The sequence below is a fragment of the Rhizobacter sp. P3_C12 genome (assembly GCF_056402735.1).
Genome location: NZ_JBFUGW010000004.1, coordinates 1 through 14,083 on the forward strand (window position 1 = coordinate 1; position 14,083 = coordinate 14,083).

Consider the following 14,083-nt stretch of genomic DNA (forward strand, 5'->3'; position numbering starts at 1 on the left):
CGCAACGGTGGCACCGCGGGCAGCGCCCGCGTGCGCGCGCCCCACCACTGCAGCAGCATGATCACGCCATTGACCACGCCCACGATGCCCAGCAGCACCAGGCCCAGGCCGAGCGCCAGCGCGAGGTCGCCCTTGCTGGTCTCGAGCGCGATCGCGGTGGTCATCACGCGCGTGACGCCGGCGACGTTGCCGCCGACGATCATCACCGCGCCGACTTCCGCGACCGCGCGGCCGAACGCGGTCAGCAGCACCGTCGCGACGCCCAGCCGCTCGTGCACCAGCATCAGCAGCGCGCAGGCGAGCGGCCCCGCCCCGAGCGAGCGCAGCTGGTCGCCGCCTTCATCGAGTGCCACCAGCACCAGCCGGCGCGACAGCGCGGCGATCAACGGCGTCACGAGCACGCTCTGCGCCACCACCATGGCCGTCGGCGTGAACAGCAGCCCCCACGGCCCGAGCGGCCCCGCCCGCGACAGCAGCAGGTAGACCAGCAGCCCCACGACCACGGCGGGCAGCGCGAGCAAGGTGTTGACCGCCCAGACGAACACGCCGTGGCCGGGGAAACGCGCGACGGCCAGCCAGGCGCCGAGCAGCAGGCCCGCCACCGACCCGACCCCCACCGCGATGCCGCTCACCTGCAGCGAGAGCATCGCGATGCGCCACAGCTCGGCGTCGCCGCCGACGATCAAGGTCCACGCGAGCCGCCAGCTGTCGGCGAAGGTGCTCATCCGCCCGCGGCGTCAGTTCGCATCCGGTCAGTCCGCATTCGGGAAGAAGAGCGGCTGGCCCTCGATCTGGTAGCTGCCGATGGCGGCCTGGCCCGCCGGCGAGACCAGCCAGTCGACGAAGCGCTGCCCGAGCTCCTTCTTGACCTGCGGATGCCGGGCCGGGTTGACCAGCATCACGCCGTACTGGTTGAAGAGCCGCTTGTCGCCTTCGACGAGGATGGCGAGCTCGCCGCGGTTCCTGAACGCGAGCCAGGTGCCGCGATCGGTCAGCACGTAGCCGTTGATCGAGGCCCCCATGTTCAGCGCCGGCCCCATGCCGCAGCCGCATTCGCGGTAGCCGGCCGGCTTGGCGGCGGCCGGGTCGAGCCCCGCCAGTTTCCACAGCCGCAGCTCGGCGCTGTGCGTGCCGCTGCGGTCGCCGCGCGAGACGAAGGGCTGGCCGCCGGCGGCCACCTTGCCCATGCCRGCGACGATGTCGGTGCCGCGCGCGCCGGCCGGGTCCGGCTTCGGGCCGACCAGCACGAAGTCGTTGTACATGACTGCAAAGCGCTTCTCGCTCCAGCCCTCGGCGACGAACTTCTCCTCGGCCGCCGTGTCGTGCACGAACACCACGTCGGCATCGCCGCGCCGGCCGATGTCGAGCGCCTGGCCGGTGCCGACCGCGACGACGCGCACCTCGATGCCGCTGGCGCGCGTGAACGCCGGCAGCAGGTGCTTGAAGAGGCCCGATTGCTCCGTCGACGTGGTCGATGCCACGACGATGAACTTCTCCTGCGCACCGGCCGCCTGCGGCAGCAGCACGGCGCAGGCGGCCAGGAGCAGGGCGGCGAAGGCACGGCGAGACGGCGTCATGTCATGCAACGGAGGAGTCGATCGAAGGACCCCATCATCGCGGATATTCAGCGCGTGCGGCGCTCGCGCCAGAGCAGCATCAACCCTGAGATCAGGAAGTAGACCGCCCCCACCGCCGCGTACCCCGCCAGGTTCTGCAGCATCGGCGCCGGCCCGCTGGCCTGCTTGACGAAGAACGTGCCGGCCAGCGCCGACTGCGCACCGCTCAGCACCATCGCCCACTGCGCACCGTGGTGCTTCCAGCGGCGCACGGCGGTGCCCAGCTGCAGCAGGCCCGAGAGCACGGCCCAGACGCCGAACACGACGAACACCGCGGGCATGCCCCGCTGCACCGCCACGCCCATCGCGACGGTCGTCGCGGCGCTGACCAGCACGTTGACCATCTGCGTCGTGTTGGCCGACATGCCGCCCGATTGCCGGGCGTCGAGCGCGTTCGCCAGCGCATCCCACGCGGGGTACAGCACGAGCAGCACGCTCGCGACGACGGGCGATGCCAACGCCACCGTGAAGGCGAGCGCCACCCACGCGATCGAGAAGCCGGCGCGCGTGAGGTAGAGCGTCCTCAGCCAGGTGGAGTTCGTGGAAAGGGAGCTTGCAGTCGTCATGGCGTGATCTCGGTGGAAAGCGGATCAGGCCAGTCTGCGGCGCGCGGCCGGCCGGCGGAATCGGACGATTGACCGATGCCGGCATCGCTCCGGATGGACGGCCCGGGCTCACAACGTGTTTCGATCTTGTCGTTCCCGGCATCCCGCCAGCAAGGTTCCGTCACGACTTCGGCGAAGCCTTGCCCTAGGGTCGTGCATCGAGCCATCCGGAGGAACAGCATCTTGTCGACCCACCCAACCCATCGCGTCTGCAGCCCGGCGCTGTGGCTCGTCACCGTGGCTGCTGCCGTCCTCGCGGCGTGCGGTGGCACGTCCGAGCTCGATCGATCCGGCGCCGAGGCCAACGACGGCGCGGGCGCCGAGGCGCAAACCGTGCGCGCCGTCAGCAACGTGCCCATCGGCTTCGCGGCCGGCGTCACCGGCGGCGTCGGCGGCAGCACGGTCCGCGTGAGCACGGTCGCCGACCTGAAGCGCGAGCTCTGCCGCACCAGCAACGGCAACGGCTGCACCGACACCGAACGGCGCATCATCGAGGTGGCGTCCGTCATCGACCTGACCGACAGCGAGGGCAGCGCCTCGGCACCGGGCTGCTTCGCGACCAGCGTGTGCACCGGCGTCACGCAGAAGAGCGAGATCACGCTGAACGTGCAGGACTGGCAGAAGAGCTACTGCACGGGCAAGCCGACGAGCTCCTACCGGTACAAGGTGGCCGGCACCACCGCCCTCCTGATGGGCTCGAACAAGACCCTGGTCGGCGTGGGCGCCAACGCCGGCCTCAAGGGCAAGGGCGTGATCCTGCAGGGCGGCGTCAGCAACATCATCATCCGCAACCTGTCGTTCACCGACATCAACGAGGGCATGGTCTGGGGCGGTGACGGCCTGTCCATCCCCGCGGCCACGAAGGTGTGGATCGACCACAACCGGTTCGCGCGCATCGGCCGCCAGTTCATCGTCCTCGGCAACGGCGATGCCACGGCGACGGTCGACGAGATCACGCTCTCCAACAACGAGCTCGACGGCCGGTCGGCGTGGTCGGCGCGCTGCACCGGCAGCCACTACTGGACCCTGCTCGCCTACGGCAACGGCAGGATCACCATCGCCGGCAACTACCTGCATCACTTCGACGGTCGCGCTCCGCGCTTCAATTCCGCCGGCAGCGGTGCGCTGGTGCACCTCGTCAACAACTACTTCGAGACCGGCGGCTGGCATGCGCTCGACTACGAGGGGGCCAACACGCGCGTGCTGATGGAGGCCAACTACTTCCGGAACGTCTCGATGCCGGTGCTCACCGATGCCACCGGCAACGGCCAGCTGTTCGGCGTGTACGGGCAGACCTCGGCCACCAAGGCCACCTGCATCGCCGCGATCGGGCGCCCCTGCAACCCGAACATCGCCAGCCCGGCACCGACCACCGACAAGCTCGTGCAGGACTCGGCCGTGCCGGCCGCGTTCAAGCCCCTCGCGGGTGGATTGATCAAGCCGATCTCGGCCAACGACGTGCCCGACACGGTCAAGGCCCATGCCGGCGTCGGGAAGATCTGAGCGATCAGCAGGCGTCCATCAGCAGGAGTCACCCTGGCGGGTGATCCAGCACGGATACGGTGGGTTCGCCCCCCAGCGGGCCGGCAGGCCTGCGGTGACCTGGGTGTTCCTCGTGTCCGTCGTGTAGACGAAGCCCTGCGTCACGCCGCTGCCCTGGGCGGCAAGGAAATAGGTGGTGGCCGTGACCTGCATGCATTGCACGTGGAAGGTCCCGGCCGCGCCGGCCGGGAGGGTGTCGCAGGGGCTGACGATGTCCTCGCTGATGGTCAGGTAGGTGCGGTGGTGCCGGTGGTACGACTCCAGGCGCGCACGCAGGCCGGCCAGCGCACTCGTGCCGTCGACCAGCTGGTCGCGAGCGATGGCGTCGCCGTGGCGGCGCAGCGCCATCGCGGCGAGGATCGCCACCGCCGCCATCGCGACCAGCGCGAGGCAACGCCGCCGGACGGCGCGCTCCTCGGCGGCACAGGCATCGGCGTGTCCGGGCCCGCGACAGAGGCTCATCGACCCGCGTGCAGCGGGGCGCGTGCCGGCGCCGCCGTGGCGCCATGGCGCAGCAGCGCCTGCATCAGGCGCAAGCGCAGGATGGTCAGCCCGGTGCTCCGGCTGGCGAAGCCGATCGCCTCCAGCTGGACCAGCGCGCCCTGCAGCACGCCGACGGGCAGCCGGTGGGCCGCGGCGCGATCCTTGTAGCGCAGCGTGTTCTCGATCACGCTGAGGTGGATCAGGGTGCGCCGGGCCCCGGGATGCCGGGTCAGCAGCTCGCTCAGGTCGTCGGCGATGTGTTCGAGCGTCGCGCTCGCCAGCTCATCCAGCCAGCCTGGCAGCAGCGGGTACGGGTCGTTGATGCGGTACGAAGACATGGTGCATGCACCTCATGAAGAAGCAGGTCGGCATCGATCGATGGCGGGCGGCCGCTCAGCACGCCACCTCGCCATCGAGCACGGCGACGAAGCGATAGCCGACGCGCGGGTAGGTGCGGATCAACTGGCCGATGCCGGGCTCCCCTTCGCACAAGGCCTGGCGGATGCGCATCACCGCCGCGGCCAGCGAACCGGGCTGGACGATCTGGTGGCGCCAGACCTCGTCCAGCAGTTCGTTCGTGGTGCGCACCCGGGCACGGCTCTCGATGAGGACCAGCAGCAGGTCGAAGGGCCGCGGCTGCAGCGCGCGCAGCTGGCCGTCGACCAGGATCTCGCGCGACGCGGTCCGGACCTCGCAGCGGCCGAAACGCAGCACGGCGTGAAGCGCCGGCGCGCTGGCGGAACTGTCGTCCCGGACGCTCCAGGCAGCGTGGTCGGATCGATCTCGGGGTGATGGATAGATGAACATAAGCCCTTGCGGTGTAGTGCAACATCAAATCGTGTAGACATTAATCTACAAGAAACAGAGAATGATCGACGGGTAAATTCTCACAAACTGCTCGATTCCGACGCGACCGGGCCGGTGATCTGCCGATAAAGCGGGCATCCTGTAGACTGATCACTACATCAGGGGCACCGTCCCGGTGACTCCCATGCCGCCACACACCTCCATCGCCGTCCCGATCCGCGTCTTCATCGCCGACGACCACGCCCTCGTGCGCGAAGGCCTGCGCAAGATGCTCGAGCTCGACGCGGGGCTGGCGCTGGCCGGCCAGGGCGCGTCGGCGGCCGAGGTGCTGGCCGCTGTCGACGCCGGGGGCATCGACCTGCTGCTGCTCGACCTGCTGATGCCCGGCTGCAGCGGGGTCGACCTGATCGAGCGTGTCGCCGCGGCCCATCCGCAGCTGCCGGTGCTCGTGCTGACGATGCATGCCGATCCGCACATCGCCCGCCGCGCGTTGAAGGCCGGCGCCCTCGGCTACCTGACGAAGGACGTCTCGCCCGAGCAACTGCTGGATGCGATCCACCGCGTGGCGGCCGGGCGCGGCTATGTCGATCCATCGCTGAGCAGCGAGATGCTGCGCGCCGAGCAGGCGCAGGCCGAGCCGATGGCCTTGCTGTCGGCCCGCGAGCGCCAGGTGCTGCTCGCGCTGGTGAAGGGCCAGGCCCCGACCGACATTGCCAGCGAGCTGAACCTGGCCCCGAACACCGTCAGCACCTACAAGGCCCGGCTGATGGAAAAACTGAATCAGGATTCGCTGAGCGACCTGGTGCGCTATGCGCTGAGGCATGGCCTGGTGGATTGAGCGCGCCCTGGCGGCGCTCGCCGCGCTGCTGCTCGGGTGGAGCGGCCCTGCGCAGGCACAGCACGCGGTCTTCGAGGCCTATCAACAGGCGGCCGGACTGACCAACATGGCGGTCGGCTGCCTGACGCAGGCCGCCGACGGCACCCTGTGGCTGTGCACCGAGAACGGCCTGTTCCGCTTCGACGGCTTCCGCATCCATCGCGAGCCGATGGCCCCGGGCGCGCAGCGGTCCATGGTCCACGCGGCCCGGGCCGATGCCCGCGGCGGCCTCTGGGTGGCGACCGATGTCGGCCTGTTCCTGCGCCGCGAGAAGAACGGCGTGGCGCAGTGGTCGGCCATCACGCAGCCCGGCGGCAAGCCGATCGGCGTCGATCCCGGACAGCGCATCGACATCGACGAGCACGGCACCGTGCTGGCCATCGACCGCAGCAGCCGGATCTGGTCGATCGACGCCCCCCTGCCCGGCGCTGCACCGGTCGTGCGGCAGCTGCAGTTGCCGGCGTTCCCCGCGCCGCCGGGCGAGATGGATGCCGATTCCGGCCCGCTGCGCGCCGGCCGCGGTGCCCTGTGGTTCGGCTGTGGCCGGGGGCTGTGCGAGTGGCGCGCCGGCACGCTGCGCCGCTGGGGCGAGGCCGAGGGCCTGCCGGCCCGCATGTGGGGCAACCTGGTGATAGCGCGCGACGGCAGTGTCTGGGCGCGCAGCCGCGACCGGCTGGCCCACCTGCCGCCGGCGCAACAGCGCTTCAGCGCCGTCGAGGCCCCGTTGGCACAGCGGTTGCCGGCCACCGCGGCGCTGGCCGAGGACCCGGCAGGTGGCATCCTGACCGCCACCGATGTCGGCATCGCACGCTGGGACGGGCGGCGCTGGCGGGAATGGACACCGGCGCAGGGCTTGCCGGAGACGCTGATCCGCTCGCTGTTCTTCGATGCGGAGGGCAGCTTGTGGCTGGGCACATCGGGCCGCGGCCTGCACTGCTGGATCGGCTACCTGAACGTCGAGCACTGGACCCCGGCCCTCGGGCTGCCGGCACCCGCCACGTTCACCTTCGCGCGCGACGGCAGCGGGCGGCTGTGGGCCGGCACGGCCCGGGGTGCCGCGTGGCTGGACGAGAGCACGGCCCGGTTCCAGCCGTTGCCGGCGCAGGCAGGCCACCCGGCCAGCGCGGTCAGCGCTCTCGCCGTCGATGCGAGTGGCGACCTGTGGTGGGTGGAAGCAGGCCGCGTCATGCGGCTGAAGGCCGACACGGCCCGGGCCGCGGTGATCTTCGACGATCCGTCGCTCTCCGTCGTGATGCAGGGCCGGCAAGGGGGCATCTACCTCGCCGGGCGCAACGGCGTCGACCGCGTCGTCGCCGCGGCGTCGGGCCCGCAGCGCCAGCCCGTGGCCAGCGGGCTGCCGGACCAGGACTTCGTGAACGAGATCGCCTTCCCGGCGCAGGGGGTCGCGGCCAACGCGGTCGAATGGTTCCTCAGCGGGCACCGCGCCTTGCGCGCCGTCGACGGCCGCTGGCTGCCGATGCGCGATGCGCAGGGTGAGCCGGTCGAGGTCTACGGCCGCGCAGCGTTCGTCGATGCCACGGACTTCTGGGCCTTCGACAGCCAGGGCCTCTCGGTCTACGCCGTGGACGCCGCCGGCATCGCCCGGTTCACCCGCCGGTTCGACCTGGCCCAGTTCGGGAACCCGACCGAGTACTTCCTTCGCACCGCGTCCGACGGACGGGTCTGGTTCGGCACCGACCGGGGCGTGTTCGTGTTCGACGGCAGCCGCTGGTGGCACATCGACCACTCGAACGGGCTGCTGTGGGACGACATCGACGACGGTGCCGTGCTGCTCGAACCCGATGGCACCGCGTGGATCGGCAGCAGTGCCGGGGTCACCCGCATCCGCGCGCAGGCCACCGAACCGGCGCCGCCCGTGCTGCGCATCCAGGCCGTGGCGTTCGGCGACAGGACCGCCGCAGAGGTGCCGGCGCAGATCGACTGGGACGACCGCCATCTGCAGTTCACGCTGGGGACGCCGAACCTCGGCCGCAGCCGCATGCTGCACCTCGAATACCGCCTGCACGACAACGCGCCCTGGCAGGCCATCGCCGGGAACGTCGTGACGATCGAGTCGCCGGAGGACGGAAGCCAGGTGCTGGAGGTGCGCGCCGCCTACCGGTTGCCGCTCGTCGCGGCCGGCCCGCCGCTGCGGATCCCCTTCACCATCGCGCCGCCCTGGTGGCTGTCGACGCCGGCCAAGCTGGCCACCGCGGCCGGCCTGGGGCTGCTGTGGTGGCTGAGCACCTGGGCGACGAGCCGGCGCCAGCGGGCCGAGCGCCATCGGCTGGAGCACGCGGTGACCGAGCGCACCGCCGAACTCGAGGTGTCGCGCCAGGCGCTGCGCCGGCTCGGCGAGCACAACACGCGCGCGCTGGAGGACGAGCGCAAGCGCATCGCGCGCGAACTGCACGACGAGATGGGCCAGCAGCTGGCCGCCCTGCGCATGGAGGCCTCCGTGCTGCGCGCCCGCGCCCGCGGCGAGCAGCCGCCGGCACAGGAGCAGTACCAGCTGCTGCTCGACCGCATCGACAACCTGGCCGGCGGCGTGCGTGCGCTCGTGAAGCAACTGCGCCCGCCCGCCCTCGACGGCGGGCTGGCCGCCGCGCTGGAATGGCTGGCCGCGGAGTTCAGCCAGGCCACCGGCCTGCCGTGCCGGCTGCAGGTCGATGCCGGCGCGGACCGGCTCGCTCCTGACATCGCGACGCAGGTCTTCCGCATCGCGCAGGAATCGCTCACGAACGTGCGCCGGCACGCCCATGCCGCACGGGTGGACCTCGCGCTTCAGCACACCGACGGCCGCTGGCAGCTGGCGATTGCCGACGACGGCACCGGCTTCGACCCGTCGGACGAGCGCAGCGGGCATGGCCTGCTCGGCATGGAGGAACGCGCCCGCCTGCTCGGCGGCACGCTCGAGATCGCCAGCCGGCCCGGCGGCGGCACGACCGTGCGCCTGCACGTCGAGGACCCGGCAATCCTCCGCACCTGAGCCTGCGCCGCCGACTTGTTCACGTTCGCCGGCTCAGGCTCGCGCCCGCCCTGCCGATAGTCCCGGTACATCACGCGTTGGCAAATGCAAGCGCGGCAAGCGCGAACCAGGCTCCGCGGAGCAAGAGAGGTCATCTTGAAAGCTGTGGACAACCTGAAGATCGGCACCCGCCTCACCGCGGCCTTCGCGCTGGTCATCGGCCTGCTGGTCGCCGTTGCCGCCATCGGCTACACGCAGATCGGCGCCGTCAACGCGAACACCGAGACCATCCTCCATGACCGCTACGCCAAGGTGGCGCTGGCGCAGACCATCGAGAACGAGGTCAACAAGCAGCTGCGTGCGATCCGCACCGCACTGATCGCGACGGACCCCGCCGTCGCCCGCGAGGAGCTGCACAAGGTCGAGCAGTCGGCGCCGATCGTGGCCGGCGCCATCGATCGCCTGAAGGGGTCGGTCCACTCGGAGAAGGGCGTGGCGGCGCTCGCGCACCTCAACGAGCGCCGTGCGAAGTTCAAGGAGCGCGAAGCCGGGTTCGTCGAGCTGATCAAGGCCGGCAAGACCGACGAGGCGCGCCAGCAGCTCGTGAGCGTCATCCTGCCGCTGCAGAAGGATTACCTGGAGTCGATCGAGGCGTTCTCGACCAGYCAGGTCGACGGGATGGAACAGTTCGGCATCGAAGCGTCCGGCATCGCCGGCACGGCCAAGCTGCTGATGATCGGCCTGACGGTCGTCGCCGTCGCTCTGGCCAGCGGCATCGCCGTCGTGCTCACGCGCTCGATCACGCTGCCCATCGCCGAAGCCGTGCGCGTGGCGCAGACGGTCGCATCCGGCGATCTCACCTCGCAGATCACGGTCGAGCGCAAGGATGAGACCGGCCAGTTGCTGGCCGCGCTGAAGGCGATGAACGAATCCCTGGTCCGCATCGTCGGCCAGGTCCGCCAGAGCAGCGACTCGATCGCCACCGGCTCGAGCCAGATCGCCACCGGCAATGCGGACCTGTCGCAGCGCACCGAGGAACAGGCCTCCAACCTGCAGCAGACCGCGTCGTCGATGGAAGAGATCACCGCGACGGTGAAGAGCAGCTCCGATGCCGCACGCACGGCCACCGCGCTGGCGGCTTCAGCGAGCGTCGTGGCCACCAAGGGCGGCACGGTCGTGTCGCACGTGGTCTCGACGATGAACGACATCAGCGCGAGCTCCCGCAAGATCGCCGACATCACCGGCGTGATCGACGGCATCGCCTTCCAGACCAACATCCTGGCCTTGAATGCCGCGGTGGAGGCGTCCCGGGCCGGCGAGCAAGGGCGCGGTTTCGCGGTGGTTGCCGCCGAGGTGCGCACGCTCGCGCAGCGTTCGGCCACGGCAGCCAAGGAGATCAAGGCCCTGATCGGCGAGAGCGTCGGTCTCGTGGCCACCGGCGCGGGGCTGGTGGCCGACGCCGGCACGACGATGCGCGACATCGTCAGCTCGGTCCAGCGCGTCGCCCAGCTGATCTCCGAGATCGGCACCGCGTCCGAACAGCAGTCGCTCGGCATCGACCAGGTCAGCCATGCCGTGACCCAGCTCGACCACGTGACACAGCAGAACAGCGCACTCGTCGAGGAATCGGCTGCGGCTGCGGACAGCCTTCGCGTCCAGGCGCAGCGCCTGACGGAAGTGGTCGGCGCCTTCCGGCTTCGATCCGCCGTCGCCGCCTGAGCGCTGCCAGCGGGGAACCACCCCGCACCCATCGAATATCGAATGGCATCCATCGCCTGATCGATGGGGTGCATTGCAGCACCCGCGGCCGCAAACTGTTCCCGGGCATCCCATCCGGTCAAGCTTGTTTCCAGTTGTTTCTGTCGTGAAATGCGTCGCTCTTCGGGCGACGCCGCGCGCTTGCGGGCTCCGTAGGACGCACGGTGCGGAACCGGTTCCGTTGCATCGACGTTGGCATCAAACCTGCGCATCAGTTCCTGCATGCACCCGGCACTGAGGATTGATGAAGTTCTCGGGCGCCGCAGCCCCAAGCCAACAGACACGATCAAAGGACCTGTAAGCATGAAGCACCAGATTCCCGAGGGACAGAGCCGGCCGCGCGCAGCGCTGGTGGCGCTGAGCTCCCTCTTCCTCGCAGCGGCCGTCCTCAGCGGGTGCGGCGGCAAGGATGCGGATTCCGCCGCGGCACCGAGTCCCGACGTCGGCGCCCCCGCGCCGCAACCGCCGGCCCAACCGCCCGCCTCCGGTGGCGGCAATCCCAATGAGCCGGTGCTGGAGCCGGTGACACCGGCACCGCCGCCGTCGATTCCGTCCGGCGGCGCACCCGCTGCGCYGGCCCCGACGCCCGCGCAGCAGCTGCCGACCGGCGTCGACATGAGCAAGCCCGGCGTCGCCGTCGTACCGACCAAGGCCACCGCCTCGAGCGCCAACGGCGGCAACACCGCCGACAAGGCCATCGACGGCAACGCCACCCAGAACAGCCGCTGGGAAAGCTCCCAGTCGGATACCAACTGGCTGCAGTTCGACTTCGGCGCCAAGACCCAGATCGGCTACCTGAAGCTGGTGTGGGAAGCCGCGTACGCCAAGGAGTACGCGATCCTCGTCTCCGACGACGGCGACACCTGGTACCAGCTGCGCTACGTGGCCGACGGCAAGGGCGGCACGGAAGAGTTCTACAACCTGAACGCCAACGTCCGCTACGTGCGCATCAACGGCGTCAAGCGCGCCACCGGCTACGGCTACTCGATCATCGAGGCGAGCTTCAAGTCCCCGGGCAGCGACAACACGCTGGGCTMGACGGTCGCGACCTCGCTCATCCCGCACCCGGCCGACGGCAGCAACCTGATCCCGGCAGCAGCCCAGCAGGCACCGATCGACACCATCCAGTTCTCGCTGCCGGACGGCACGCTGGTGACCCGCGTCGGCTTCGTCGGCCGCTCGCGCCACGCCCGTGAGCGCGGCGAAGACTGGAACGAGGTCGGCTACGGCGCGAACGAGACCGTCGATGCCGCCGGAAAACCGGTGGACAAGGGGCCCGGCGCGCACCTGAACTTCGTGGCCAACTACTTTGCCTTCCGCACCTGGGGTGTCGAGTTCATCGACAACAGCAAGGTGACCGGCGTCACCAAGCCCAAGCTGATCGTCAACGAGTACTTCCAGCAGCCGCAGTTCGGCGGCGGCCATTCCTTCGTTCGCGGATTCGACAACCCCAACACCACCGGCTTCGGCTGGATGAGCCCGGGCGACCTGCTGGACGACGACACCTACAACCTGGGCCGCCAAGGCATCGCCGCGTGCCCCGTGGTGCCCAAGCCGCCGCAGAACGCGCTGGCCAAGCCGACGAGCGGCTACAACAACATCATCGGCGCGAACGATGGCTGCAGCGTGGTGTTCGACACCTTCCCCGGCCATGCAGCACTCTCCACGGACGCCAACGGCGTGCTGAGCCGCAGTGCCGACGTGCCCGGCGCCACCCAGTTCTACGACTACGCGGTGAACTTCGATGCCGCCACCGGCAAGTCGACCACCGGGACCCTGGTCGCCGGCAAGACCGTCGCGGCGCGCTCGTTGAAGACGGGCGACGTGATCGAGTTCACGCCGTCGTTCTTCTCCACGACCGAGATCATGAAGGGGCTCGGCACCAGCGACGGTCATCGCTACTACACCAACGAATTGAGCTATGTGGTGGGGGCCGGCCTGCGCCCGTATTACGGTGCCCAGCCGCGCCTGAACAACACGCCGTTGCCGCCCGAGGCGTTGCAGGGCGGGCTCGGTTCGGTCTCCTACGACTACGCCGACAACTCGACCTTCGTGTTCCAGCAGCCGCACAACAACATCGGCATGCAGAACATGCAGCGCTTCGTCGAAGGCCGCCGCTGGTTCCACAGCAACATGCAGACCGGCGAGCACACCGAGAACGGCAACGACACGAACAAGGCCGCGATCGGCCTGCAAGGCCCGATGTTCAACCAGTCGACCTGCTTCGGCTGCCACATCCACAACAACCGCAGCCTGGCACCGACCGTCGTCAATCAGAAGCTCGACACGATGGCGGTTCGCACGGCAGCAGTCGATGCGAACGGGCAGCAGCTGCCGCACCCGATGTACGGTCTGGGCGCGCAGATGAACGCCAAGGGATCGACCGACGGCGTGCGTCGTGACTGGGGCACCGCGGTGCACGTCTCAGGCTTCGAACTGAAGACCGTGAAGCTGGCCGACGGCAGCTCGGTGGAGCTGAGCAAGCCGACGATCTCGTTCGACGGCCCGACCCCGAGCGTGTTCTCGGTGCGCAGCGCCCAGCCGGTGATCGGCATGGGCCTGCTCGAGGCGATCCCGGACGCCGACATCATCGCGCGCGCCAGGACCACCCCGGATGCCGACGGCGTCATGGGGGTCGCGAACTTCGCGTACGACCCGGAAACCGGCAAGGTGCGCCTGGGCCGCTACGGATGGAAGGCATCGAAGGTCAGCCTGCGCCACCAGGTGTCGGCCGCCGCGCTGCTGGACATGTCGGTCACGTCGCCGGTGTACCCGAACCGCGACTGCCTGTATGGCCCGGCGAAGTGCACCACCGCGAACCGTGTCGACACCGGCCTGACGGAAGACGCGCTGAAGTTGCTGGAACGCTACGTCGCCCTGCTGGCCGTGCCGGCGCAACGCAACGTGGCGAGCGGCTACCCGAAGGGTGTCACTCCGCTGGCCGCGCTGAACCCGGACGTCGACAAGATCGCCGCCGGCGCCAAGGTCTTCACCGACATCAAGTGCTCGACCTGCCACGTCACCCAGATGAAGACCGGTTCCACCAGCGAGTTCCAGGAAGTGCGCGACCAGACGATCAAGCCCTACACCGACATGCTGCTGCATGACATGGGCTCCGAGCTGGGCGACGGCCTGACCGAAGGCCTGGCCACCGGCAACATGTGGCGCACGTCGCCCCTGTGGGGCATCGGCTACACCGAACTGGTCGCAGGCAAGGACGTCAAGTTCGGCTACCTGCACGACAGCCGCGCCCGCACGCTGACCGAAGCCATCGTGTGGCACGGCGGTGAAGGCAAGGCCAGCCGCGATCGCTTCGTCGCGCTGAGCAAGACCGATCGGGAAGCCTTGCTGGCCTTCCTCGGTTCGCTGTAACGCCATCGCCAGACAGGAACGCCGCCTTTCGAGGCGGCGTTTTTCGTTGCACGAT

General features: G+C 69.7%; 11 protein-coding genes. 5 read left to right on the forward strand and 6 right to left on the reverse strand.

Annotation, left to right across the window (positions count from 1 at the left end):
- From AC1DXV_RS01490 to AC1DXV_RS01500, 3 genes are all read right to left on the reverse strand, one after another.
- Nucleotides 1-725: ABC transporter permease (locus AC1DXV_RS01490; protein ID WP_477874657.1), on the reverse strand; the 725-nt coding region annotated here is incomplete at its 3' end.
- A gap of 27 nt (nucleotides 726-752) precedes the next feature.
- A complete protein-coding gene (locus AC1DXV_RS01495) occupies nucleotides 753-1,577 on the reverse strand; it encodes an ABC transporter substrate-binding protein (RefSeq protein ID WP_477932202.1) in 825 nt (274 codons plus the stop codon).
- A 47-nt stretch (nucleotides 1,578-1,624) separates the two neighbouring features.
- Nucleotides 1,625-2,182 carry a DUF308 domain-containing protein gene (locus tag AC1DXV_RS01500; protein WP_477865194.1) on the reverse strand — a complete coding sequence of 186 codons (558 nt, stop codon included), beginning with the start codon at nucleotides 2,180-2,182 and terminating at the stop codon, nucleotides 1,625-1,627.
- A gap of 222 nt (nucleotides 2,183-2,404) precedes the next feature.
- Between AC1DXV_RS01500 and AC1DXV_RS01505 the strand changes: the two genes are divergently transcribed.
- Nucleotides 2,405-3,724: a pectate lyase family protein gene (locus AC1DXV_RS01505; protein ID WP_477865195.1), complete on the forward strand. Its 1,320-nt coding sequence runs from the start codon at nucleotides 2,405-2,407 to the stop codon at nucleotides 3,722-3,724.
- 18 nt (nucleotides 3,725-3,742) lie between these two features.
- On the opposite strand, the gene AC1DXV_RS01510 is transcribed toward AC1DXV_RS01505, so the two are convergent.
- The 3 genes from AC1DXV_RS01510 to AC1DXV_RS01520 are packed head-to-tail and all read right to left on the reverse strand — an operon-like array spanning nucleotide 3,743 to nucleotide 4,960.
- A complete protein-coding gene (locus AC1DXV_RS01510; protein ID WP_477865196.1) occupies nucleotides 3,743-4,225 on the reverse strand; it encodes a hypothetical protein in 483 nt (160 codons plus the stop codon).
- Nucleotides 4,222-4,584 carry a hypothetical protein gene (locus AC1DXV_RS01515; RefSeq protein WP_477865197.1) on the reverse strand — a complete coding sequence of 121 codons (363 nt, stop codon included), beginning with the start codon at nucleotides 4,582-4,584 and terminating at the stop codon, nucleotides 4,222-4,224. The genes AC1DXV_RS01510 and AC1DXV_RS01515 overlap by 4 nt, the downstream gene beginning before the upstream one ends.
- A 55-nt stretch (nucleotides 4,585-4,639) precedes the next feature.
- On the reverse strand, nucleotides 4,640-4,960 hold the full coding sequence (locus AC1DXV_RS01520) for a winged helix-turn-helix domain-containing protein (RefSeq protein ID WP_477865198.1): 321 nt from the start codon (nucleotides 4,958-4,960) through the stop codon (nucleotides 4,640-4,642).
- Nucleotides 4,961-5,237: 277 nt separating this feature from the next.
- Here AC1DXV_RS01520 and AC1DXV_RS01525 point away from each other — a divergent pair, with 277 nt between their 5' ends.
- The 4 genes from AC1DXV_RS01525 (at nucleotide 5,238) to AC1DXV_RS01540 (ending at nucleotide 14,028) form a co-directional block, all read left to right on the forward strand.
- Nucleotides 5,238-5,891, forward strand: a complete 654-nt coding sequence (locus tag AC1DXV_RS01525; protein ID WP_477865199.1) for a response regulator — start codon at nucleotides 5,238-5,240, stop codon at nucleotides 5,889-5,891.
- Nucleotides 5,875-8,919 carry a sensor histidine kinase gene (locus AC1DXV_RS01530; RefSeq protein WP_477865200.1) on the forward strand — a complete coding sequence of 1,015 codons (3,045 nt, stop codon included), beginning with the start codon at nucleotides 5,875-5,877 and terminating at the stop codon, nucleotides 8,917-8,919. Before AC1DXV_RS01525 ends, AC1DXV_RS01530 begins: the two co-directional genes overlap by 17 nt.
- A 144-nt stretch (nucleotides 8,920-9,063) precedes the next feature.
- The gene (locus tag AC1DXV_RS01535) at nucleotides 9,064-10,617 is read left to right on the forward strand and encodes a methyl-accepting chemotaxis protein (RefSeq protein WP_477865204.1); all 1,554 of its coding nucleotides are present in this window, start codon (nucleotides 9,064-9,066) and stop codon (nucleotides 10,615-10,617) included.
- 342 nt (nucleotides 10,618-10,959) lie between these two features.
- Entirely contained in the window at nucleotides 10,960-14,028 is a 3,069-nt protein-coding gene (locus AC1DXV_RS01540) for a di-heme oxidoredictase family protein (protein WP_477932204.1), read from the forward strand.
- Nucleotides 14,029-14,083 lie beyond the last annotated feature (55 nt).